Source organism: Gilvimarinus algae (assembly GCF_030518215.1).
Lineage (GTDB): Bacteria > Pseudomonadota > Gammaproteobacteria > Pseudomonadales > Cellvibrionaceae > Gilvimarinus > Gilvimarinus algae.
On sequence record NZ_JAULRT010000062.1, the window covers coordinates 637439 to 660647 of the forward strand.

Below are 23209 nucleotides of genomic sequence, written 5' to 3' on the forward strand. Positions count from 1 at the left end.
TTTTGCCTCAAAAGGCTTGCGCTCGGTGGGGCGAGTGTCCTAAGTTACCGCTCGAACTTTCCTTTAGGCGGTGTCCCATGACCTCTGAATCCACAGATTTGACGTTACTGCATCTGGCGCAAGAGCTGGGGGCGCATTTGGCCGAGCGCGGCTGGACTGTGGCCACTGCCGAGTCCTGTACCGGCGGCGGCATTGCGGCAGCGATTACCGAGGTGCCCGGCAGTTCGGCCTGGTTTGGTACCGGGCTTGTAACCTACGCGAACGAGGCCAAAAGCCGGCTGCTGGGCGTCGAGCCGCCGCTGATCGAGCGCTTTGGCGCGGTGAGCCGCGAGGTGGTTGAGCAGATGGCGCTGGGGGCCAGGCGAGTTGCTGGGGCGGATCTGGCTGTTGCCGTGAGCGGCATAGCCGGGCCCGATGGCGGCACCCGCGACAAGCCGGTCGGCACGGTATGGCTCGCCTGGGCCGGGCCGGATGAGTCGGTGGTCTCTGAGTGCTATGTTTACCAGGGCGGGCGGGCGCAGGTGCGCCGTCAGGCCTGCGTGACGGCGCTACGTGAGCTGTTGAATCTGTGTAAGCACTGAATTGTCCCTCTTGCAGCCAGGCCAACAGTAAACTACTGTATAAATTCATAGTACTGTTTTCATATACAGGTTTTTCCTGTATGCTGGACGCATAAACCGGAGAACGCCCAGGGCGCCGGCATAAAAAATTGCATTTTTACGTTTTTCAGTTGAGGTGACATATGGACGCGAATAAAGAAAAGGCTTTGCAGGCGGCGCTGGGCCAAATTGAGCGCCAGTTTGGTAAAGGCACGGTCATGCGCATGGGCGACCGTGAGCAGGTGTCGGTACCGGCCATTTCCACCGGCTCGTTGGGGCTGGATGTGGCCCTGGGTGTGGGCGGCTTGCCGCGCGGCCGGGTGGTGGAAATCTACGGTCCAGAGTCCTCTGGTAAAACCACCTTGACCCTGCAGGTCATTGCTGAAGCCCAGCGCGCCGGTGGTACCTGCGCCTTTATCGATGCGGAGCACGCCCTCGACCCGATTTACGCCGAAAAGCTGGGCGTGAATGTGGATGATTTGATTATTTCTCAGCCCGATACCGGTGAGCAGGCGCTGGAAGTGTCCGACATGCTGGTGCGCTCTGGTGCGGTGGACGTTCTGGTCGTGGACTCAGTAGCGGCCCTGACCCCCAAGGCTGAAATTGAAGGTGAAATGGGCGACCATCACGTGGGCCTGCAGGCGCGCCTGATGTCCCAGGCGCTGCGCAAAATCACCGGTAATATCAAAAACGCCAACTGCCTGGTCATTTTTATCAACCAGATTCGGATGAAAATCGGTGTGATGTTCGGCAACCCCGAAACCACCACCGGCGGTAATGCCCTTAAGTTTTACGCGTCGGTGCGCCTGGATATCCGCCGCATTGGCTCGGTCAAAGAGGGCGAGGAAGTCATCGGCTCTGAGACCCGCGTGAAGGTGGTGAAAAACAAAGTGGCGCCGCCGTTTAAGCAAACCGAGTTTCAGATTCTCTACGGCCAAGGTATTAACCGCCTGGGCGAGGTAATCGACAGCGGCGTTAAGCTCGGCATGGTGGATAAAGCCGGCGCCTGGTACAGCTATAACGGTGACAAAATTGGCCAGGGCAAAAACAACGTTGTGAAGTTCCTGCAGGAAAACCCGGACATAGCCGAGGAGCTTGAAGCGCGGGTGCGGGCCGAGCTCTTGGGTGCGCCCGCACCGGCAGCCAAGGCCAAGGCTGAGGAAGAAGACGCCTGATTGGTGCCGCCATGGACGAGCAAGAGCAGCAACTGCGTGAGCGAGTGCGCAACAGCGCGCTCGCTTCACTGACCCGCCGGGAGCATTCCCGCACCGAGCTTGGCCGCAAACTGGCGTCCAAGCAGCACCCCCCTGAATTGATTGATGAAACCCTCCACTGGCTGGAAGAGCTGGGTTATGTGGACGATGAGCGCTTTGTTCAGGTGTTTATTCGCGCATCACTGGGCAGTGGCAAGGGGCCTGTGCGAATTTCTCACGAGCTGCGGCAAAAAGGCATTGCCAGTGGCCATATTGAATCCGCACTCGCGCAGGCCGATGCCGACTGGTTCGAGCTGGCGCGCGAACTGCTACTGAAAAAGTATGGCGAGCCCGCCCGCGAGGGCAAAGAAAAAGCAAAACAGATCAGGTATCTGCAGTACCGGGGTTTTCAGCCCGACCATATTTTTTGTCTGTTTGATCGTTAGGTGCTTGCACGGCTGTCGCCGGTGCTGCAGCGCCCTCTGATTGGCGGTGCGGCCGCTGTTGCAGTGTTTGCCACAGCACCCAAATAAACGAGAGAGCGGCCCCGACGCTGGCACCGTATACGTGCGCAATGGAAAGCACGGGGCCGGCGATCAGCACTTCGGTGGCGCTATTGCCGCCGGGAATGATGCGCTCGTAACACAGCTTGATGATCAGGGCGAGAATGGTGGCCCAGCCCACGGGGTGATTTTTCGCGCACAGTGGCGCCAGACCGAACACAAGTAAGCCGTGTAAAACCCCCGAGAGCCCCACGTAATAATCCACACCCGGCTGCCAGATGTACAGCCCCACACTGATGCCCAGCGCGATGAATAGTGCTGCGGCACACCAGGCGAGTGGGCGGCGCTGGTCGCCGAGCCAGAATACAATCAGTCCGAGCCCGAGCAGGTTGAGTATGGCGTGGGTGAGGTTCAGGTGCGCCACGTGGGCCGTGAGCAACCGCCAAAGCTCCAGTTGGGTAAACGCGGCGGGGCGGTATTCAAGGACGGGGTTGACCAGCCCGGCGTACCAGCCGAGACCCAGGATGGCCGCGCTGACGCACAAGCCGGTGAGCACTGCAAATCCGCGCGACAACATGGTGACTTTGGCCTGTAAGCTGTTTGGAGTATCGGTGCCTGAGAGGGGCAGAACAGTATACCCACTATAACGAAAAGCGCCGGGCATTGTCACAGGGGCTTGAGCCGCACTCTGGCCGTAGACCATGGAGCCGCTAGCTGGCATAATCAGCGCCCAAATTTCATACACCTGCCCGGCGGCTTTGGCCGGGCATTTGCCGAGTCATCCCGGACATTTCAGAGGAACGCCATGCAACCATCGGTGAAACCGCAAAACCCCAACTTTTCCTCCGGCCCCTGCAGCAAGCGACCAGGCTACGACGTCAGTAAACTGGACACCTCCACTCTGGGCCGTTCGCACCGTTCATCCTTGGGCAAAGCGGCCCTCGGACGCGCCTGCGAGCAAACCAAAGCATTGCTGGGCCTGCCTGAGGATTACCGCGTGGGCATAGTGCCGGGCTCGGACACCGGCGCGGTGGAGATGGCCATGTGGTCCCTACTGGGCCAGCGGCCGGTGGATGTGATGCAGTGGGAATCGTTTGGCAAGGGGTGGCTCACCGATGTCACCAAGCAGCTGAAACTGGATAACGTGACCGCTCTGGAAGCGGACTACGGTGAGCTGCCCGACCTGACCAAAGTGAATTTTGATCACGATGTCATTTTCACCTGGAACGGCACCACCTCAGGCGTTAAGGTGCCCAACGGCGACTGGATCCCCAGTGACCGTCAGGGGCTGACTATTTGCGATGCTACCTCGGCGGTGTTTGCCATGGAGCTGCCCTGGGAGAAGCTCGATGTGGTGACCTTTAGCTGGCAGAAAGTGCTGGGCGGCGAAGGGGCGCACGGTGTGCTGATCCTCGGTCCGCGTGCCGTTGAGCGTCTGGAGAGTTACGAGCCGCCGTGGCCGATGCCCAAGCTGTTTCGCATGACCAAAGGCGGCAAGCTGGAAGAGGGTATCTTCCAGGGCGCGACCATCAACACCCCCTCGATGCTCTGCGTGGCGGATTATCTGGATGCGCTGGACTGGGTGGAATCCATTGGCGGTGTACAGGAAACCATCAATCGCAGCGAAGCCAACCTCGAAGTGCTGGAAGGTTTTGTGGCCGAGAACGCCTGGATTGAATTCCTGGCCGGTGATAAGGCGTTGCGCTCCAACACCAGTGTCTGCTTTAAGCTTGACGCCACTCCCGATCAGGTAAAAGCCATGGTCAAGCTGCTCGACAGCGAAGGCGTTGCCTACGACATCGGCGCTTACCGCGATGCACCTCCGGGGCTGCGCATCTGGTGCGGTGCGACCGTTGAAACGGCAGACCTCAAGGCGCTGCTGCCCTGGCTGAGTTGGGCCTACGAACAAGTGACTGCCTGATTAAACCGGTCACCTCACTTTCATGTGACCGGCTGCAGCTCCCCTCTCAGGGCCTGCCGGCAGGTCCTGGGCAATCCCGACAGGAACACTGGAAAGATTCATGTATAAGATCAAAACCTACAACACCATTTCTGTAAAAGGTCTGAACCGCTTCGACCGCGCCAAGTACGAGGTCGCCAGCGACATCAATAACCCCGATGGCTATGTGCTGCGCAGTCACAAGCTGCACGATGAAGTGCTGCCCGAGTCGGTCAAGGCTGTGGCGCGTGCCGGTGCGGGCACCAACAATGTTCCGGTGGCCGAGTACACCAAAAAAGGGGTAGTGGTTTTCAACGCCCCAGGCGCTAACGCCAACGCGGTAAAAGAGCTGGTGCTCGCGGGTATGTTGCTTGGCTCGCGCGGTATTATCCCGGGCATGAACTGGGCGAACTCTCTCACCGACATGACCGATGCCGCCGAGATGAGCAAACTGATGGAAAAGCAAAAATCCCAGTTTGCTGGCAGTGAGCTGATCGGCAAAACCCTGGGTGTGGTGGGCCTGGGGGCTATCGGCTCGCTGGTGGCCGAAACCGCTCTGGCGCTCGGGATGAATGTGGTCGGCTACGACCCGGCACTGTCGGTTGAGGCGGCCTGGCGTCTGCCGAGCCAGGTTATGCGCGCTGAAAACCTGCAGGCGCTGCTCTCGCGCTGCGACTATGTCACCCTGCATGTCCCGGCCATTGAAGCGACTCAACACCTGATCAACGAAGAGTCTCTGAAGTCGGTGAAAGCCGGCGCTGTGCTTTTGAATTTTGCGCGCGAAGCCATCGTCGATGCCGAGGCCGTGGTCAAGAGCTTGGATGCCAAGCAGCTTCGCATGTACATCTGCGATTTCCCCGAGCCGAGTCTGCTCGGTCGCGACGACGTCTATGCCATGCCGCACATCGGTGCCAGCACGGCCGAGGCCGAGGAAAACTGCGCGATCATGGTGGCCGACCAATTGATGGATTACCTGGAAAACGGCAACATCAAAAACTCGGTCAATTTTCCGCAGGTCGCCATGGAGCGTGCCGCACAAGGCAGCGCTCGTATCACCTTCTGCAACGATAACGTCTCGGGTGTGCTCGGTCACGTGCTCTCGGTTCTGGCCGATCACGACGTCAACGTCATCGATATGGTCAATAAGAGCCGTGGCGATATCGCCTACAACATTATCGATGTCGAGCAGCCGCCCTCAGACGCTGTGGTGAGCGCGATTGAGTCGGTAGAGCATGTGATTGCTGTCAGGGTGATTTAACCTGCAGCTCGGGCGCGCCTGACGACCAGGTGCCCCGCGTTGATCCCGTTGGAGGTGCCAATGTACAAGTTTGTCTTTTTTGTGCCTGATAGCCATCTCGAAACGGTCAAAGAGGCCGTGTTTGCCGTCGGTGCCGGGCGTATCGGCGATTACGATCGCTGCTGTTGGCAGGTGGCGGGCAAGGGGCAGTTCAGACCTCTCGCGGGCGCTAACCCCTTTAGCGGAACCCATGGAGAACTCACCCGCGCCAGCGAGTGGCGCGTTGAAATGGTCTGCGCCGATGAGTGCATTAAGGCCGCTCGCGAGGCCCTGATTCAGGCCCACCCCTTTGAAGAGCCCGCCTACGACATCTGGCGTCTGGCCGATGTCTGAGGCGATTTACCGGCATATCGCCAGCCAGTTGTTTCCCGCCGAGCGCCATACGCCCGAGCCTCCCGCCCGAGGACAGGCCGCCGTGCTCATTGCGCTGATCGACAAGCCCGAAGGCCCCGATGTACTGCTCACCCTGCGCGCGCGCCATTTGAAAAATCACCCGGGCGAGGTGGCCTTTCCCGGCGGCAAGTGGGAGCGCGAGGATCACAACCTGGTGCGCACCGCACTGCGTGAGAGCTTTGAGGAAACGGGGCTACCCTCTGACAAGGTGCGTCTGCTGGGCCGCCTTGCCAACTACCAGACTCAAAAGGGCGTGGTGGTGACACCGGTGGTGGGAGTGATACCGCCGGGGCTGGCACTGACGCCCGACCCGTCCGAGTTGGACGACATTTTCTCGCTCCCGCTTGCCGAGCTGGCGGCCGGGCGCGCCCAGCGCTGGGACGAGTTTGAGCGCGCAGGCAAACGCTACCGCGTGCCCGTTTACCAGTGGCAGCAGCACACCATTTGGGGGCTGACGGCCGCCATGGCCTGCAAGTTGGCAAAGCTGGCGGCGCTGTAAGCATTCATGGCGCACTGGGCTATACTGCCTGTAAGCCATGTTGGTGTATCATCACAGGGCACCTCTAATAAATCACAACAACTGAGGGAGACGGCAGTATGACACTGGATTGCAATCGCACCATCGCCGAGGTTTTTGCCGATGCGTGCCGCGAGTTTGCTGACAGTCGGGCGTTTACCTGTTTGAACCACACGCTGAGTTTTCGCGATCTGGACCACCTGAGCGGCCGCTTCGCCGCCTATCTACAGCAGCATACCTCGCTCAAGCCCGGTGATCGCATCGCTGTACAGCTACCCAATGTGCTGCAGTACCCGGTCGTGGTGTTTGGTGCGTTTCGCGCCGGCCTGGTGGTGGTGAACACCAACCCCCTGTACACCGCCGCCGAACTCAAGCATCAGCTGACAGACTCGGGCGCAAAGGCTCTGGTGGTGCTGGCCAATGTCGCCAGCCATGCCGCCGAGGTGGTGCCCGATACCGACGTTGAAGAAGTGATCGTCACCGAGCTTGCCGATCTGCATCCGCCGCTTAAAGGCACGCTGATCAACTTGGTCGTCAAGTACGTGAAAAAAATGGTGCCCGAGTTTTCCTTTGACAACAGCACACCGCTGAAAAAGGCCCTGTCGATGGCAAAGCGCGAGTGGACACCCCACAGTGCGACCGCTGACGATGTCGCCGTGCTGCAATACACCGGCGGAACCACCGGTGTTGCCAAAGGTGCCATGTTGACCCACCGCAACCTGGTGGCAAACATGCTGCAAGTCAATCTGCACATGCAGGAGGTCTTTCGCAAAAATCAGGACGTGTTTGTTGCGCCCTTGCCGCTGTATCACATCTACGCCTACACCATTCACTGCATGTGCGCTTTTTCTCTGGGCAATGAAAACCTCTTGATTCCCAATCCGCGGGATATTCCCGGGTTTGTGAAAAGCCTAAAGGGCGTGCCCTTTAGTTGTTTTGTCGGGCTCAATACCCTGTTTAATGCCCTGTGCCGCAACGAGGATTTCAAGAAGCTGGATTTCTCTCATATGCGGCTGTCCTCTTCGGGTGGTATGGCCCTGACGCACGATGCGGCTAAGCGCTGGGAAGAGGTCACCGGAACCCCCGTGTGCGAGGGCTACGGGCTGACGGAAACCTCGCCGGTGGTGTGCATTAATCCTCGTCACGCTATCAAGCTTGGTACCGTGGGTTTGCCGCTGCCGCAAACCGAGGTGAAAACCATCGACGATAACGGTGCTGAGTTGCCCGCCGGCGAAGCCGGTGAGCTCTGTGTACGCGGCCCGCAGGTGATGAAAGGTTATTGGCAGCGCGCCGAGGCAACCGCGGAAATTCTCGGCGAGGACGGCTGGTTAAAAACCGGCGACATCGCCGTCATCGATGCCGAAGGCTATGTCAAAATCGTTGACCGCAAAAAAGATATGATCAACGTCTCGGGTTTTAAAGTGTTTCCCAACGAGGTGGAAGACGCTCTCACTGAGCACCCGGACATTGTCGAGGCGGCGGTGGTCGGCGTTGAAGATGAAGAGACCGGTGAACTGGTCAAGGCCTTTGTGGTATCGTCCAACCCGGCGCTAACCGAGCAAGAGGTTCGCCAGTTTGCCCGGCAGTCGCTCACCGCCTACAAGGTACCGCACAAAGTAGAGTTTCGCGATGAGCTGCCAAAAACCAATGTGGGCAAGGTGTTGCGGCGTAAACTCAAAGATTAGGGCGGTTAGAAGATAGCGTGTGACAAAAACCGCACTGATTCTCTCTGGTGGTGGCGCCCGCGCCGCCTATCAAGTAGGTGTTCTCCAGGCGCTGGCGGATATTTTGCCAGAGGGCGCGGAGAACCCTTTTCCTATTATCTGCGGCACGTCCGCCGGCGCCATCAATGCCATGGCGCTGGCGGCGCATCCTGGCAATTTTCGCCAGGCGGTCACTGATCTGGCCGGCATCTGGCAATCGTTGACCATCGACCAGGTGTATCGCCACGGTTGGCTGGATCTGACCAAAGGTCTGGCGCGCATTGGTTTGTCATTGTTTAACGAAGGGGTAGGGCGTCAGCGGCCTCTGTCATTGTTGGATAACGCCCCCCTGTGGGAACTGCTGGCGAGTAAAATCGAGTTTGCCAATGTGGCAAAGAATATCGAGGCAGGCCGGCTGCACGCCGTGAGTGTGACCGCCATGGGTTACACCTCGGGGCAGTCGGTCAGCTTTTTTCAGGGGCACAGTGACCTTACGTCTTGGCGGCGGTTTCGCCGCGCGGGGGTGCCGACGCAAATTCGCCTGGAGCATTTGCTGGCCTCTTCGGCCATCCCGACCATTTTCCCTACAGTGCGCATCCACCGCGAATACTTTGGCGATGGCGCTCTGCGTCAGTTGGCGCCAATGAGTCCGGCGTTGCACCTGGGCGCAGACGCGCTTTTTGTCATTGGCGTCAGTGGTAACCGCAACCCCAAGCACTGGGGTAAACGGGTACCAGTGCGTCATTCGCCGTCCATGGCGCAAATTGTTGGCCATTTGCTCAACAGCGCTTTTATCGACGCTTTGGAGAACGACATTGAGCATCTGGAGCGTTTGAATCGCCTGCTGGCGCTGATTCCCCCTGAAGTGCGTGAACAGGAGCAACTGGATTTACGCCCGGTACGCAATATGGTGGTGTCTCCCAGCAAAGCGGTGGACGTGATCGCCGGGCGCAAGGTGCGCTACTTGCCCCGCAGCGTGCGTTTTTTTCTGCGTGCTATTGGCGCTACCACCAAGGGGGGCGGTGCCACGGCGGCCAGTTACCTGTTGTTTGCCAACCCGTTTATTGCCGATTTGATTGAGCTTGGCTACCAGGACACCATGTGGGAGTCGGCGGCGATTGGGCAGTTTTTTATCCCACCTTGACCCGTATCAAATTGCCCGGGCGGCGCGAATCGTAAGCTACTCCAAAATCAGGAGTGCTTATGAACCAGTCAGTCATGCCTTTGCACAGCGCCGCCGAGTTGATTGATCGCTACGATCTGTCCGGCCCACGCTACACCTCTTACCCCACCGCGCCGCAAATGCGCGAGGACTTTGCCGAGGTTGAGCTACTCAATGCACTGGCCCGAAGTGTCAGATTACAGCGCCCGCTGTCGCTCTACTTTCACCTGCCTTTTTGCCAGAGCCTTTGTTACTACTGCGGCTGCAACAAAGTCGTGACCCAAAAACGCCAGCGGGTGCTCGCCTACCTGAGACGGCTGGAGCAGGAAATGGCCGACTACGCTGCCTTACTTGGCAGTCACCGTCCGGTGCGCCAGTTGCATTGGGGCGGCGGCACGCCCAGCTATTTGAGTGATGATGAGATGCACCTGCTGATGCAGATGACTCGCCGCCACTTTCACCTGGCCGATGACGACAGCGGTGATTTCTCTGTGGAAATCCATCCGGGCCAGACGGCGCCCTCGACCCTTGGTGTGTTGCGCGAGTTGGGTTTTAACCGGGTGAGCATGGGGGTGCAGGATTTTGACGAGAAGGTTCAAGCCGCGGTTAACCGCCACAACTCCCGGGCTCAGGTTGAGCAGTTGATGACGCAGTTGCGCCGGCACCAGTTCCGCTCCGTTAACATGGATCTGATTTACGGCCTGCCGCACCAGAGCGCCGAGTCTTTCGCCCATACTCTGGAGGTGGTGCAAGCGCTGCGCCCGGATCGTATCAGCTTGTTCAACTACGCTCATATGCCCGAGCGATTTAACAGTCAGCGGCTGATTCACACCGAGCACTTGCCCTCGCCAGCGCAAAAGCTCGAGATTTTCACTGAAGCACTGGACCGGTTAACTGACTCGGGTTACATCCATATTGGGATGGATCACTTTGCCTTGCCGGACGACGAGCTGGCTGTTGCCCAGCGCGAGGGAAGACTGCAGCGCAACTTTCAGGGGTACGTTGTCCACAACCATTGCGATTTGCTCGGCCTAGGTGTGTCGTCTATCAGCTCGGTGGGCGATGTGTATTGGCAGAACACTCGGCGCATCGACACCTACCAGCAACGTCTCGATCAAGGCAAGCTGGCTGTCGAGCGGGGTAAGACCTTGAGTCGGGATGATCAGATTCGCCGTTACGTCATCAGTGAACTCATTTGCCACTTTTCTTTGTCTTTTGCCGAGCTGCAGTACCGTTTTGGTATTGACCCGTTTATGTACTTTGCCCCGGAGCTGGCTGAACTCAACCGCCTAGCGAAAGATCGGTTGTTGACACTGGATAGCAAAGGCATAAGCGTTAGTGGCCATGGTCGCCTGTTGATTCGCCGAATTTGCATGGTGTTTGACACCTACCTGGCCGATTCGCAAGTGGTCTATTCGCGAGTTATTTGAGGCGAGAGGTTTTAATGGGCGATGAGGCCAGCCAGCGCTATTAACCCGATAATCATAATGGCCGGGCTAATGGGCCGGCTGACCGATAGGCCAGGACTCCAGCCGCAGAGACTGCTTATCGGCGCTCAGGCACCAGGCGTGGTCGTGCCAGTCGCCAAGGACGATACGCTCGCCCTGACCACTGCCTAGGGCAATGGAGTGGCGATCCGGCCGGTGGGTATGGCCATGAATCATCAGGTCTACTTGGTGCTCCAGCATCAGCTCGACTACCGCCTCGGGGGTCACATCCATAATGTCTTCGGGTTTGGAGCTGTTCATGGTTTTGCTCTTGGCGCGCAGGCCCGCGGCAAAGGCGCGCCGCGCCGCCAGTGGCTGAGCAAGAATTTGCGCTTGCCACTCGTTTGAGCGCAGCTGCTGTCGGAGGCCCATGTACTCGGCGTCGCGAGTGCAGAGGCTGTCACCGTGTAATAGCAGAGCGCGGCGGCCATAGAGGTCGATCACGCTCGGGTCTTGCAGCAAGGTGGCACCGGCGCGTTTGGCAAAGGCCTCGCCCAACAGAAAATCCCGATTGCCGTGCATCAGATACACGGCCGTACCTGAGTCAGACAGGCGGCGCAACTGATCGGCCACCGCCTGCCCGAGGGGTTCGTCATCGTCATCGCCGATCCAGACATCAAAGAAATCACCGAGGATATACAGCGCCTGCGCGTTCCGGGCTTTGCCTTCGAGCAGATCGTAGAAAACCTGCGTGGCTTCGGGCCTTGAGGCGTGCAGGTGCAGGTCGGAGATGAACAGTGAGGACATAATCAGCTCGCGACCGTGACCTTCTCAATCAGAACCGATTCGCGGGGCACGTCCTGGTGGAAACCTTTGCTGCCGGTGTCAACGGCTTTGATTTTTTCTACAACGTCCATGCCCTCGGTCACTTTACCGAACACGCAGTAACCCCAACCCTGAGCGTTTTTGCCAGAGTGGTTGAGAAAGTCGTTGTCCTTAACGTTAATAAAAAACTGTGCGGTGGCACTGTGCGGGTCGTTGGTGCGGGCCATGGCCAGGGTGCCAGCGGCGTTTTTCAGACCGTTGTCCGCTTCGTTTTCAATGGGGGCCCGGGTTTCTTTTTGCTCCATGTCTTCGGTCATGCCGCCGCCCTGAATCATAAAGCCGTCAATCACCCGGTGAAAAATAGTGCCGTCGTAGAAGCCATCTTCGGCGTACTGCTTAAAGTTGGCGGCGGTCTTGGGGGCCTTGTCAAAATCCAGTTCTACAGTGATATCGCCGTAGTTGGTGTGCAGGGTAATCATGGGCAATCCTCGGTTGTGCTTTGGCAAAAAGGCGTAATGATACGGTCAGGGGGTGAGTTTGGCCACCGCTGCTTTCAGGCCTTCAATTTCGATGGTTAATAAGTGATCAAAAGCCCGCTCTTGCGCCTCGGGGTGCGCGGCCGAGAAGGTATCGGGCCAGTGGCCGCAGTAAACCGCGCCTTCAATACTGCCGGTTTTCACCAACATGGTCAGCCCGTGAACTAACGACCAGGCACTGAGGGTCGCCACCGAGCTTTGATAGTCACCCGCCGGCAGGTCGTTGTCGCTAAACAGCTGCAAAATCGCGTTGCGCAGCAGGTCAACGCTATCGATACCCGCTTCAATGCACTCGGGCTTGATGCGCTCGCGCTCCGGTGCCCAGGAAAACAAGTTGTCGAACAGGTTAGGGTTTTCGGCGGCGAAGCTCATATAGGCGTGACCGAGCAGGCGCACTTTCATTTCGCCGCTGCTTTTAGGTTGCGCCTCAAGTGCCCGGGTCAGGTGTTCGGTGAGCAGGCGAAAACCCTGGGTGCGTAAATCGATCAGCAGGTCGGTTTTGTCGGCAAAGTGGCTGTAGACTGCTGTGGCGCTGACGCCCACGGTTTTGGCCAGCGCGCGCAGGCTGAGGTTGTCCAGCGTGTCGGTTTTCAGGTAGGCGAGGGCCGCATCGAGCAACGACTCGCGCAGGTTGCCGTGATGGTAGCGGTTTTTGGTCGGTGCCGGTTGAGCACCCGTTCCCGCTTTGGAGGAGTCTTTCGCCATAGCGCCTTCCAGCAAAAAGGGTCAGTTTACCAGATGCGGGCTGCCAGTGGCCCGCTGAGCCGGCAGGTGACCTGGCCATCCGCTACAGCCCCCAGCGCAGGGTCACCAGCAAGGTGTCGTTATAACGATAGGGATGAATCAGTGCTTGCGGGTCATGGCCGTCGTATTCGATGGCACTGATGCCAATACTGAACTCGTCAGAGACCGCCCAATCGGCGGACAATCGGATCAGCGAGCCTTGGTTACCGGTGATCATCGTGCCGAAGGCTTCTAGAGTCAGGCGTTCGTTGTAGAGGCTATAGCTGGCGCGCGCCGAAGCGCCCGGTTGCCAGCGTTTACCGGCTAAGCTCGAGTCCCAGTCGCTAATGTACAGCCAGCTTAGCTCGGCGGTCAGGGTCAAGTCGTTTATGCCGCTGTAGTCAGCGCCGAGCATGCCCCGCCATTGGTCGGTGCTGCGCCAAGGCGCCATAGGGTTGTCCTGGGCGACTTTGGTATTGTGGTGCCAGGCCTGTTCGCTGCGCAGCAGCAGATTGCCGCGTACCGCCTGCAGCCCTAAGCCCGCGACCTGCTGACGCCAGGGCTCGAGAAAGACCTGTGGCTGCGCGCCGGTGTTATCGACCTCGGCGGGCGCCAGCTCGTAGCTGGCCAGATCGGCCAGCATCAACTGGGTGTCCATCCCCTGCCAATGGTGGCGGTAGCGCAGGGCAAAGCCGGGGCTGGAATCCGGCTGTCGAATCAGCGCCGGGTCTTGCTCGGGCTCGCCGGTTCGAAGCGCCAAATAAGGGTCAAACTCGTCGTAGGCGGCGGGCAGCCGGTCCGGTAGCGGCTCAATCAGGGTGACCAGGTCCAGGCGGTTTTGCCAGCTGATTCGCACCGAGGCCACCGGCAGGCGCAGCTTTTCCAGGTCCTCCTGGCCGGGCCAGCGCTGGTCTCGCCTAGCCAGTACATCGGTGACCTTGAGCGATTCGGCTTCCCCCCAGGGCAGGGTTTGATAGCCGGCCTTCAGCCACCAGTCGCCGTTCTCCCAGGAGACAAAGCTGTCGGCTAATTCGAGCCGCCAGCGGCGTTGGTGGATTTGCTCATCGGTAAACTCGTAAGCCGACCAGAGTCCCGCACGCTCGAGATCCGGCAGCCAGTCATGCACCAGCGAGCCCGACAGCTGGGCTCGCCACTGGCCCTTGCGCCAGCCGAGTTCACCGAACAGCTGGGTCTCGGTGCGTGTGAGCGCCGCTTGGTCGCGGTTGACCGCCACAGCCGGGGTGTGCCAGCCGTAGCCGGTTTTTTGCTGCAGCCAGGCCCGGTGGCTCCAGGGGCTTTGCAGGTTCAGCTCGCTAGGTGCCCTGGTCTCCACACTTGAGAAAAAATCCTCTGCCTTGAGGGGTAAAGCCTCGGTGGCCGTCAGAGCGAAAAGGGTAATGCCGATCGGCTTCATTGAATACCACGCTGCATGCTCTGGGTGGTAAACAGGGTTTCGTCGGTGTGTTCGTTGTAGACCGTATTGCTGAATTGAAAGACACTGGCGTGCTCTTTTTCTTCTCCGCGCACGGTCACCATTTGCAAGCGCATGGGCGTCCAGATGTCGTCGATCAGCTCCAGCTGTGTCGCGCTGTAGTATTTCATGCGCCCGCCGCGTTCGAGCCAGATCTTTCCCTGCACCTGGACAAAGTTGTCTTTGCGTATCCATAGGTGGGATTTTTTATAGCCGGTTTCGCTGGAGACTTTGTCGGCGAACTCGGTTTTGGGTGTGGACTCGATCAGCCAGGCATCGGCGCCGTCCACGCTCGCATTGTTATCGAGCAGCTCGTAGTGGTACCAGTCGGTGTTGACGCCGTTAATGTCCGAGTAGGTAAAGTCGCTGCCCATAAACGAGCCTGACCGATCGCCAGCGGCCACCCGGCGCACTTGTTTGAGCGCGGGCAGATAGAGCCAGGAGTCATCGTCCCGGCCGTCTTCGTAGTCGTAGTTCATGTAGGTGGTGCCGGCCACATCCGTGGGCGACAGAAAAAAGGAAATGGACTTTTCCACCTCTTCATTTTCCAGGGTGTAAAGACGAATGTCGCGCACTCGCTCGCGGCCTTTGCGGTCAATCAGTATCAGTTGCGCATCCGAGCGTGAAGAATCGCCCGTGTAGCGTGTGTCCATTTTCTCGACGATGTCCCGCGCCGTTAATGTTTCAGCGTTAACCGGCGTGCTAAACGCGGCGAAAATCAATGCAGTGATGATCAGCGATTTCATGATGACAACTCCTCGGTGAGTGGTTCGCGAGCGGCAAGAGGGACTGTGCGCTTGCCGTCAATCCAGAACAGCAGTGCGGGCAAAAAGAGCAGGTCGCCCAGCAGTGCCAGCGCCATAATGGTGGCGGCGAACAGGCCGGTGTAAATGTAGGGAATAAACGACCCTAGCAGCATGACGCTAAAGCCGGTGACCAATACAATGGAGGTGAAGATCACCGCGCGACCCGACTCGTTCATAGCGCGGGCGACGGCCTCGTAGGTGGTGTGGCCGGCGCGCTTGGCGCTGAGGTAGCGGTTCATTACGTGGATGGCGTCATCCACGGCAATGCCCATGGTCATGGCGCCGACGATCATGGTGCCGAGGTTGAGCGGAATGCCTAATACAACCAGCAAAGCACCGGTTATAAGGATGGGCACGACGCTCGGTATCAGCGCAATCAGCCCGTATTTGACCGAGCGAAACAGCAAGATAAAGCTCAGGCCAATGATGCCCAGAGCAATGGCAAAGGAGCGGGACATGCCGTTGTTGATATAAATATCCTGAGCGTTGTACATGGCCAGTGAGCCGGTCAGCTGAACAGCCAGCTGCGGGTGCTGCTCGCGCAGATGTTGATCAATGGTATCGAGCAGCTGACGCGTGTCGCTCGCCGCCATATTGGTGACCGGCACGGCCAGGCGCAGATAGCGCTCGTAAAAGTCCTTGACGTCGGTGAGGTCTTCCTCGGGGCCGGTGTTGTCATAGAGCAAGAGAAACTGCGCGGCCATCTGCCGGTCTTCAGGCAGTTGATACCACTGGCGCTCATCGTAGTGCAGGGCTTGATTAATCTCTTTGTGAAAGTCCACCAATGAGTTAACGGCGCCGGTTTGCGGCAGCGCTTCTAGCCACTGCTGTAACTGATCCACTTCGCGCAAGAAGGCCGGGTCGTGAATACCGCCTTCGCTGCCGCTGTCGATCATGACATCGATGTTCTGCAGCCCGTTGTACTGCCGATCAAAATACACCAAGTCCTGCCGTGTCGGGTTGTCGGCTTTAAAATACGTAATAAAGTTCGAGTCAATTTCAAGTCGTGGCACCAGCACTAGACTGATTGTTAGCAGCGCTGCGCCGCTTAGCAGCAGGGGCTTTTGATAGCGACGCGTCAGCTCTGGCAGCCGGCGGGTCAGCCGCGCAATGAGTCCGCTGCTTACCGCCTGGCGCGTGCGCGCTGAGAAAGGCCTGATAAAACTCAGCACCGCAGGCAGCAAGGTCAGGGACACGGCAAAAAGCGTCATGGCACCAATGGCGCCGAGCCAGGCAAACTGCTTGACGGGCAGCAGCTCGGTGACTCCCAAAGCGAGAAAACCGGCTGCGGTGGTCAGCGCGGTGTAAAAAGCCGGAACCCACAAGTGAACGATGGTTTTTTCCGCGGCCGCTTGCGGCTCCAGCCCGTCGGCGCGGGCGTGATAAAACTCCACCAGCACGTGTATGGATATACCGATGCCGATAATAATCAGCGCCGGTACCAGTGCCGACTCCACTACCGAGTGCGGCCACACCATGGCGCCCTGAATGCCGGTGACATACATAATGCTGGTGCCAATGACGAGCCAGGGCAGGAGCATGGCGGCCAGCGAGCGAAAGCTGAAAAACAGAATCACAATCATCACCACCGCCATGGTGGGGTTGATCCAGCTTTGGTCACGTTTGGTGAGCACTTCAAACTGCTCATCAAACACAGGCTGGCCGCTCAGGCGCAGGTCAAAGCCGCGCTCGGCGTACTGCGCCTGTTCAAGGTGTTGGCGCAGTTGCGCCATGAGCGCCATTTTGTTCTCGTTGCTACCCACCTGATAGCGCAGGCGCGCGACCACTCTTGTGTGTTGCAGATCCTCGGTGAGCAGAGTCCCGAGCGCCATCGGCTGTTTGCGAATAATCTCTCTGGCAGCGGTTCGGCTGGCCGGGTCGTGAATGTCTTCGAGCAAATCATCGGTGGCCATCATGGCGCCTTCGGAGTGGGTGTACTCGTACTTGCTCAGCGAGCGCACCTGGGTGACTTGAGGCTGCTCTTCAAAAAAGCGCGTCAGCTCGTCGATGACGGCTAGGCTGGATTCAGAAAAGACGTCTTCTCCCGGGGGCGCGACAACGCCAACAGAGAGATACTCAATGTCGCCAAAGCGCTCCAGCAACTGATTGAACGCTTTCAGGTTGGGGTCGCCTTCGACAAAAAAGCGTTCGTTGGCATTGTCGTAATACAAGTTGTCCATGGGAATGATGGACGCGCCCAGTGCGGCGAGGGCCAGGGCTATAACCAACCAGCGACCCCTGACCACAGCTGTAGCCCAGAGTTGAGTAAAACGGCGCACGTCGTGTACCTCCTTTTTCCTTGGGGCGATCACGATGGCGATCGCTTAACAGTGTAAAGTTATCACCATTAAGTTTACGGTGTAAAGTTATTTTGCGTGATCTTTTTGTGACGAAACAGTCGTGCTCGCGAGCGAGCCTGTGTAGACTTCGGCCAAACAAGCGCAGCGGCAGTGTGAAGCTTTCCGTTGTGGCAAGGTCAAGAGGGCGGGGGCATTACTGGTGGTAGAGCGCGGCAAGTTCATCACAATCGAGGGCACCGAAGGGGTCGGCAAAAGCACTAACCTGGCTTTTGTGCGGGACGTACTGGCCTCCTGGGGCGTAGATTTGCTGCTCACACGTGAGCCCGGCGGCACGCCGCTGGCGGAGGAAATTCGTGAACTCCTGCTCAGCCCTCGTGAGGAGCCGGTGAGCGCCAGCGCCGAATTGCTGCTGGTGTTCGCCGCACGGGCGCAGCACCTTGAGCGTGTAATTGAACCGGCACTTGCCCGCGGCGACTGGGTGCTCTGCGATCGTTTTACCGACGCGACCTACGCCTATCAGGGCGGTGGGCGTGGGCTGGACAGAAGCCTGATTGAATCGCTGGAGCAGCAGGTGCAGGGCGAGCTGCGCCCGGACCTGACGATTGTGCTGGATATCGAGCCCGAACTCGGTCTGGCCAGAGCGGCTGAGCGCGGCGATTTAGACCGGTTTGAACGCGAAGACATCGCCTTTTTCAACCGGGTGCGGGCGGCCTATGGTGAGCGGGCCAAACGCGCGCCCGAGCGCTATATCATCGTGGATGCTGGCCAGCCGTTAGACGAGGTACAACGCGAGTTGCGCCGTCAGCTTGAGGCGCTCAAATAAACGTCCGTTCCTCTAAAACGCCGCAGGGCAGGATACCGCCAAAGGCTCACCACTGATGGGGTGGGTAAACCCGATGGTTTCCGCGTGCAGCAGCAAGCGCTCGGCGTCCTGCCAGGGCGGCTCGGCGTAGAGCCCGTCGCCGATAATCGGGTGGCCTAGCGAGCTCATGTGTACCCGCAGTTGATGGGAGCGGCCGGTCACCGGGGTCAGTGCGACGCGCGTGCGCTGCATCTGCATCTCGCGCCCAATCACGCGGTAGCGGGTCAGCGCGGCTTTGCCGACGGCGTGGTCCACCATCTGCCGCGGCCGGTTCGGCCAGTCGCAGATCAGTGGTAAATTCACCTCACCTTCATCGGATGCCAGTAAGCCGCCCAGCACGGCTACGTATCGCTTGCTCACCTGGCGCTGCTCAAACTGACGGCCGATGTGCTTTAGCGCTTCGTAGCCTTGCGGCACGATCACCAAGCCCGACGTTGGCTGGTCCAGCCGGTGGACGATGCGACTGTTGGGGTAGGTGGGCAGGAGCCGGTTGATCAGGCAATCCTGCTTATCCGGGCCGCGGCCGGGCACGGTCAAAAGCCCCGGTGGCTTGTTGACGACCAGCAGATGTTCGTCCTGCCACAAAATAGCCACGCTGTGATCCTGCTCCGGCATAAGCGCCCCGTTACAAAAATTAAGCGGCGCATTATCGCAAATGCGGCGATGCCTTGGTAAGCTGCAACGCAAAAGGCAGTAGAAAGAGTCCATGAGCGATTTTCCCGCACTTCCCTATCCCTGGCAGCAAGGCATCTGGCAGAGCTTTTACCAGCAGCTGCAGGATGACCGTTTGCCTCACGCCATTATGCTGGCGGGTCCGGCGGGATTGGGCAAGCGTCACCTGGCGCGGGTGCTGGCGCAGTATGTGTTGTGTCAGTCACCGAGATCCGAGTCCGCTTGCGGGCGCTGCAAATCCTGCGAGCTGAACCGCGCCGCCACCCACCCCGATTGGTTGCAGGTGACACCTGAGGAGCCCGGCAAAGCGATTCGGGTGGACGATATTCGCGCGCTGGCCGAGGTCCAGGGCAAAACCGCGCAGCAGGGCGGTTACAAAGTCGTGACCTTACAGCCGGCCGAAGCGATGAACGTTAATGCGGCCAACGCCCTGCTGAAAACCCTGGAAGAACCCGCGGCGAAAACCCTGCTCTTGTTGGTGAGCGACGCCCCCAGTGCCGTCTTGCCCACCATCCGCAGCCGCTGCCAGATTCGCACCCTCGCCGTGCCGCCCGCCGAGCAAAGCCTGCACTGGCTCACACCCCTGGTTTCGGGTACGGATTACAATGCCCGGGAGCTACTGGCCATGGCCCGGGGGGCGCCGCTGGCCGCGCGTGATTTGATGCAGGGCGATGAGCTGGAAAAGCGCGCCCAGTGGCTGGCCGATGTGGCAAAGCTGACCCTGGGGCAGGTGGACGCCGTGGCCCTGGCGGGTGAGTGGCAGCGCGGCGATGTGGCGGCTCAGGTCAACTGGTTGCTGGGCTGGTTGCACGATCTGGCCTGCTGGCAGGTAGGCGCGCCCGTCACTCAATTTGAAGCGCTTGATCCGGCGTTTACCGGAGCGCTAAAAAACATATTGCCGGCGCTCTTGCACCGCTACCAGGAAAAACTGCTCAGCTGCAAACAGCGCCTCGCCAGTGGGGCCAACCCCAACAAACAGTTGCTGATTGAGGAACTGTTAATGGATTGGGGTGTATTACTGAAAGCCAGAGCCGCTTAATGGCGCAACCGGGAGTATCAATGACACACGTATTTCGACAGCCAGTGACTCGCTACTTGGCGGCCCTTGGTACCTTGCTGCTGGTGTGCGCAAGCGCACTGACTCTGGCCTCCGAGACGGACACTGCCGAGTCCGAAGAGGCGGCTTTTTATCAGTGGTTGGATGAGCTGCGTGCGCAGGCACGTGAGGCCGGCGTTAGCGAGCAGACACTGGAGCAAGCGTTTTCTGAGATAACGCCGCCGGTAAAGCGCATCATTAAAAATGACCGCTCCCAGGCCGAGGTGGTAGAAACCTACGATGGCTATTTGAGTCGCCGCTTGAGCGACTGGAAAGCCGACAAAGGCCGGGCGCTGATGGACAAGCACCGCGAACTGCTGGAACAGGTGGGCGAACGCTACGGCGTACAGCCTCGCTTTATTCTCGCCATTTGGGGCATGGAAACCAACTACGGCACTTTCCCTTTGAAAGAACCGGTGTTTAATGTCCTGGCCACGCTCGCGTATGACAAACGGCGCGGCGCTTACTTTCGCAAGGAGTTTCTGGCTGCACTGAAAATGCTCGATAGCGGTTTCCCGAGTTACGAGCAAATGAGAAGCTCATGGGCCGGCGCCATGGGGCAATCGCAGTTTATGCCCACCAGCTACTTGGCCTACGCTCAGGACCATGACGGCGACGGCAAAAAGGATATCTGGAACAACGAGGCGGATGTGTTCGCTTCTATCGCTTACTACTTTAGCGTGAGGGGCTGGCGCGACGACCAGACCTGGGGCCGCCCGGTGCGCCTGCCTAAAGGCGGTGAGCAGAGCCTGCCGGCCGAGCAGGCCGAGGGCCTGACGCCCGACGCCGATTGCAAGCGCTTTAAGAGTCTCGGCGTATGGCGCGATCTGCGCGATTGGCAAAAGCTCGGCGTGCGCCGCGACGATGGCTCGGATTTGCCCGATGTGGCGATCCCTGCGGCGCTGGTGCTGGCGGATAAGGGCGACAACCGTGGCTACATCGTCTACCGCAACTTCTGCACCATCATGAGCTTTAACCCGGCGTTTAAATACGCCCTGTCCATTGGCTTGCTGGCTGATGAGTTGGAGCGCTAATCACTGGACAGTCAATGGCTTATGGATTAGTGTTAAGCGACTAGTTAAAAGACGGACTCAACCCTATGCAAGCTCTTGGTGGCGCCCGCAACGGCATACTCTCGCTGACCATTAAGGACAAAGCCGTCCTCTATGCGGCCTATATGCCCTTTGTCCAAAACGGCGGCTTGTTCATCCCCACCAACAAAGCCTACAAGCTCGGGGATGAGGTGTTTATGCTGCTCAACCTCATGGACGAGCCCGAGAAGATCCCAGTGGCTGGCAAAGTCGTCTGGGTGACGCCCAAGGGCGCCCAAGGCAACCGGGCAGCGGGTATCGGTGTGCAGTTTACCGACGAAGACAACACCGCTGTCACCAAAATTGAAAACTACCTCGCGGGTTCGCTGGAGTCGGATCGCCCGACTCACACCATGTAACCCGCCTCTTCTCTTACGAACCAACGTGTTGGCAAAATTATGCTAGTGGATTCCCATTGCCATTTGGATCGCCTGAAACTTGAACCCTACGACGGCCAGCTCCAAGGCGCGATTGACGCCGCCCATGAGCGCGGCATTGGTCAGATGCTGTGCATCAGTATCAGCCTGGATAACGTGGAAACAGTGATTGATATTGCCCACCGCTACCCAAGCGTACTCGCCTCTGTGGGGGTGCACCCCTGCGATGTCAGTGCCGGCACTGCCAGCCGCGAGCAGCTTACCGAGTGGGCCGGTCGCCATAAGGTCGTTGCCATCGGCGAAACCGGACTGGATTACTATCATGAAACCGACTCCATTGAAGAGCAAAAAGCCAGCTTCGCTCTGCATCTTGAAGTGGCGGGGGAGGTGGGTTTGCCCGTCGTGGTACACACCCGCGATGCCCGCCAAGATACCCTGGCGCTCATCAAAGCGCACGGCAACCCTGAGCACGCCGGTGTGCTGCACTGCTTTACCGAAAGCTGGGAAATGGCCCAGGCGGCCATGGACATGAACTATTACATATCGCTGTCAGGCATTGTCACTTTTAAAAACGCCAAAGAGCTGCAAGAAGTTGCACGAAAGATGCCGCTGGAGCGCCTGCTGGTGGAAACCGACTCACCGTATCTGGCGCCGGTGCCCTATCGCGGCAAACCCAATGAGCCGAAAAACGTGCGCGAGGTGGCCCAGTTTGTCGCCGATAGTAAAGGCATTTCCTACGACGAGCTGGCCGAGATCACCACCGCCAATTTCTACCGCCTGTTCAGTCGGGCACAGCAGTACCGACCTGTATAACCATATCGAGACCGAGGAAGCCCAAGTGTCACTGGAAACCATGAAGCAACAAACCCGCACCATGCTGCAATTGCAAGATCAAATGAACAGCAAGGTGCACCCCGAGTGGCGCGCTCAGGGCAATGCCTGGTACCGGGCTATCTGGATCGAGTGCGGTGAGTTGATGGATCACTACGGCTGGAAATGGTGGAAACACCAGAGCCCCGATACCGAGCAAGTGGCCCTGGAGTTGGTGGATATCTGGCACTTTGGTTTGAGTATCCTGCTCGAATCCGGTGCCTCGGTGGACGAGATTGCCGAACAGGTCGCCAGTACCTTGAGCATCGCTACCGATGAACCGGATTTTCGCCTGGATGTTGAAGCGTTTACCGCCGCCACCCTGGCCGACAAGCAATTTCACCTGGCGCTGTTTGGTCGCATGATGGCGGGCGTCGATATGAGTTACTCAGAGCTGTATCGCCGCTACGTAGGCAAAAACGTCCTGAACTTTTTCCGCCAGGACAATGGCTATAAAGACGGCAGCTATCGCAAGCAGTGGTTTGATGGGCGCGAGGACAACGAGCACCTCGTGGAAGTGGTGGAAACCCTGGATGCCGGTGCGCCTGACTTCTCCAAGGCGGTCTACCGGGCCTTGGGAGAGCGCTACGCTAAATAGAGACGCTGCCAAGTGAAACTGGCACTGCTGCCAGGCCTGGATGGCTCTGGGGTCCTTTTTCAGCCCTTACTGAAGTGTCTTTCGGGGTTGGATGTGGAGGTGATTACGCTTCCAGACAGTGGTCCGCAAGACTATGATTTTCTCTCCGAGTATGTGGCTTCTCGGTTACCCGATAGAGACTTAGTGCTTTTGGCCGAGTCTTTCTCAGGAGCGCTGCTAGAGCGGCTGTTAGCAAACAAAGGCTGTCAT

24 protein-coding genes are annotated in these 23209 nt (G+C 58.8%); 16 read left to right on the plus strand and 8 right to left on the minus strand.

All coding sequences use genetic code 11. The features are described from left to right. The first annotated feature begins 77 nt into the window (after positions 1–77). From QWI16_RS17605 to QWI16_RS17615, 3 genes are all read left to right on the plus strand, one after another. Positions 78–581, plus strand: coding sequence for a CinA family protein (locus tag QWI16_RS17605; RefSeq protein WP_302715199.1), 504 nt, complete (start codon positions 78–80; stop codon positions 579–581). Between the two features lie 161 nt (positions 582–742). After that, complete coding sequence (gene recA, locus QWI16_RS17610; protein WP_302715202.1) at positions 743–1774, plus strand: recombinase RecA; 1032 nt, start codon at positions 743–745, stop codon at positions 1772–1774. An 11-nt stretch (positions 1775–1785) separates the two neighbouring features. After that, positions 1786–2238 (plus strand): regulatory protein RecX, encoded by a 453-nt coding sequence (locus tag QWI16_RS17615; RefSeq protein ID WP_302715203.1) that lies wholly within the window; start codon positions 1786–1788, stop codon positions 2236–2238. Here QWI16_RS17615 and rrtA read toward each other — a convergent pair. Next, the gene (gene rrtA / locus QWI16_RS17620) at positions 2177–3016 is read right to left on the minus strand and encodes a rhombosortase (RefSeq protein ID WP_302715204.1); all 840 of its coding nucleotides are present in this window, start codon (positions 3014–3016) and stop codon (positions 2177–2179) included. The two genes, QWI16_RS17615 and rrtA, sit on opposite strands and share 62 nt — an antisense overlap. 84 nt (positions 3017–3100) lie before the next feature. On the opposite strand from rrtA, the gene QWI16_RS17625 reads away from it, so the two are divergent. The 7 genes from QWI16_RS17625 to hemN all read left to right on the plus strand — a co-directional run bounded on the left by QWI16_RS17625 (position 3101) and on the right by hemN (position 10736). After that, positions 3101–4216: a phosphoserine transaminase gene (locus QWI16_RS17625; RefSeq protein WP_302715206.1), complete on the plus strand. Its 1116-nt coding sequence runs from the start codon at positions 3101–3103 to the stop codon at positions 4214–4216. A 100-nt stretch (positions 4217–4316) separates the two neighbouring features. Further along, entirely contained in the window at positions 4317–5492 is a 1176-nt protein-coding gene (locus tag QWI16_RS17630; protein WP_302715207.1) for a phosphoglycerate dehydrogenase, read from the plus strand. Positions 5493–5552: 60 nt separating this feature from the next. Then, positions 5553–5864, plus strand: a complete 312-nt coding sequence (locus QWI16_RS17635; RefSeq protein WP_302715209.1) for a YqfO family protein — start codon at positions 5553–5555, stop codon at positions 5862–5864. Continuing rightward, positions 5857–6423 (plus strand): CoA pyrophosphatase, encoded by a 567-nt coding sequence (locus QWI16_RS17640; RefSeq protein WP_302715211.1) that lies wholly within the window; start codon positions 5857–5859, stop codon positions 6421–6423. The genes QWI16_RS17635 and QWI16_RS17640 overlap by 8 nt, the downstream gene beginning before the upstream one ends. A 98-nt stretch (positions 6424–6521) precedes the next feature. Further along, positions 6522–8126 carry an AMP-binding protein gene (locus QWI16_RS17645; protein WP_302715213.1) on the plus strand — a complete coding sequence of 535 codons (1605 nt, stop codon included), beginning with the start codon at positions 6522–6524 and terminating at the stop codon, positions 8124–8126. A 19-nt stretch (positions 8127–8145) separates the two neighbouring features. Then, entirely contained in the window at positions 8146–9288 is a 1143-nt protein-coding gene (locus tag QWI16_RS17650; protein WP_302715214.1) for a patatin-like phospholipase family protein, read from the plus strand. 59 nt (positions 9289–9347) lie between these two features. Further along, positions 9348–10736 carry an oxygen-independent coproporphyrinogen III oxidase gene (gene hemN / locus QWI16_RS17655; protein ID WP_302715215.1) on the plus strand — a complete coding sequence of 463 codons (1389 nt, stop codon included), beginning with the start codon at positions 9348–9350 and terminating at the stop codon, positions 10734–10736. 66 nt (positions 10737–10802) lie between these two features. On the opposite strand, the gene QWI16_RS17660 is transcribed toward hemN, so the two are convergent. From QWI16_RS17660 to QWI16_RS17685, 6 genes are all read right to left on the minus strand, one after another. Further along, positions 10803–11540, minus strand: coding sequence for a UDP-2,3-diacylglucosamine diphosphatase (locus QWI16_RS17660; RefSeq protein ID WP_302715217.1), 738 nt, complete (start codon positions 11538–11540; stop codon positions 10803–10805). Between the two features lie 2 nt (positions 11541–11542). Next, positions 11543–12037, minus strand: coding sequence for a peptidylprolyl isomerase (locus QWI16_RS17665; protein WP_302715219.1), 495 nt, complete (start codon positions 12035–12037; stop codon positions 11543–11545). Positions 12038–12082: 45 nt separating this feature from the next. Further along, entirely contained in the window at positions 12083–12799 is a 717-nt protein-coding gene (locus QWI16_RS17670) for a TetR/AcrR family transcriptional regulator (RefSeq protein ID WP_302715221.1), read from the minus strand. Positions 12800–12881: 82 nt separating this feature from the next. Beyond that, entirely contained in the window at positions 12882–14231 is a 1350-nt protein-coding gene (locus QWI16_RS17675; RefSeq protein ID WP_302715223.1) for a DUF1302 family protein, read from the minus strand. Continuing rightward, a complete protein-coding gene (locus QWI16_RS17680; protein WP_302715225.1) occupies positions 14228–15034 on the minus strand; it encodes an outer membrane lipoprotein-sorting protein in 807 nt (268 codons plus the stop codon). Before QWI16_RS17680 ends, QWI16_RS17675 begins: the two co-directional genes overlap by 4 nt. Next, complete coding sequence (locus QWI16_RS17685) at positions 15031–17373, minus strand: efflux RND transporter permease subunit (RefSeq protein WP_302715228.1); 2343 nt, start codon at positions 17371–17373, stop codon at positions 15031–15033. Before QWI16_RS17685 ends, QWI16_RS17680 begins: the two co-directional genes overlap by 4 nt. Positions 17374–17593: 220 nt before the next feature. Here QWI16_RS17685 and tmk point away from each other — a divergent pair, with 220 nt between their 5' ends. Then, the gene (tmk, locus tag QWI16_RS17690; RefSeq protein WP_302715230.1) at positions 17594–18217 is read left to right on the plus strand and encodes a dTMP kinase; all 624 of its coding nucleotides are present in this window, start codon (positions 17594–17596) and stop codon (positions 18215–18217) included. 12 nt (positions 18218–18229) lie between these two features. On the opposite strand, the gene QWI16_RS17695 is transcribed toward tmk, so the two are convergent. After that, positions 18230–18871 (minus strand): RluA family pseudouridine synthase, encoded by a 642-nt coding sequence (locus QWI16_RS17695; RefSeq protein ID WP_302715231.1) that lies wholly within the window; start codon positions 18869–18871, stop codon positions 18230–18232. 91 nt (positions 18872–18962) lie between these two features. Between QWI16_RS17695 and QWI16_RS17700 the strand changes: the two genes are divergently transcribed. The 5 genes from QWI16_RS17700 to QWI16_RS17720 all read left to right on the plus strand — a co-directional run bounded on the left by QWI16_RS17700 (position 18963) and on the right by QWI16_RS17720 (position 22960). Continuing rightward, complete coding sequence (locus QWI16_RS17700) at positions 18963–19967, plus strand: DNA polymerase III subunit delta' (RefSeq protein ID WP_302715233.1); 1005 nt, start codon at positions 18963–18965, stop codon at positions 19965–19967. A gap of 20 nt (positions 19968–19987) precedes the next feature. Next, entirely contained in the window at positions 19988–21058 is a 1071-nt protein-coding gene (locus QWI16_RS17705) for a lytic murein transglycosylase (protein WP_302715234.1), read from the plus strand. A gap of 65 nt (positions 21059–21123) precedes the next feature. Further along, positions 21124–21474 carry a PilZ domain-containing protein gene (locus QWI16_RS17710; protein ID WP_302715236.1) on the plus strand — a complete coding sequence of 117 codons (351 nt, stop codon included), beginning with the start codon at positions 21124–21126 and terminating at the stop codon, positions 21472–21474. Positions 21475–21513: 39 nt separating this feature from the next. Next, positions 21514–22305: a TatD family hydrolase gene (locus QWI16_RS17715; protein WP_302715238.1), complete on the plus strand. Its 792-nt coding sequence runs from the start codon at positions 21514–21516 to the stop codon at positions 22303–22305. A gap of 40 nt (positions 22306–22345) precedes the next feature. Beyond that, complete coding sequence (locus tag QWI16_RS17720) at positions 22346–22960, plus strand: dUTP diphosphatase (protein WP_302715608.1); 615 nt, start codon at positions 22346–22348, stop codon at positions 22958–22960. Positions 22961–23209: the final 249 nt, after the last annotated feature.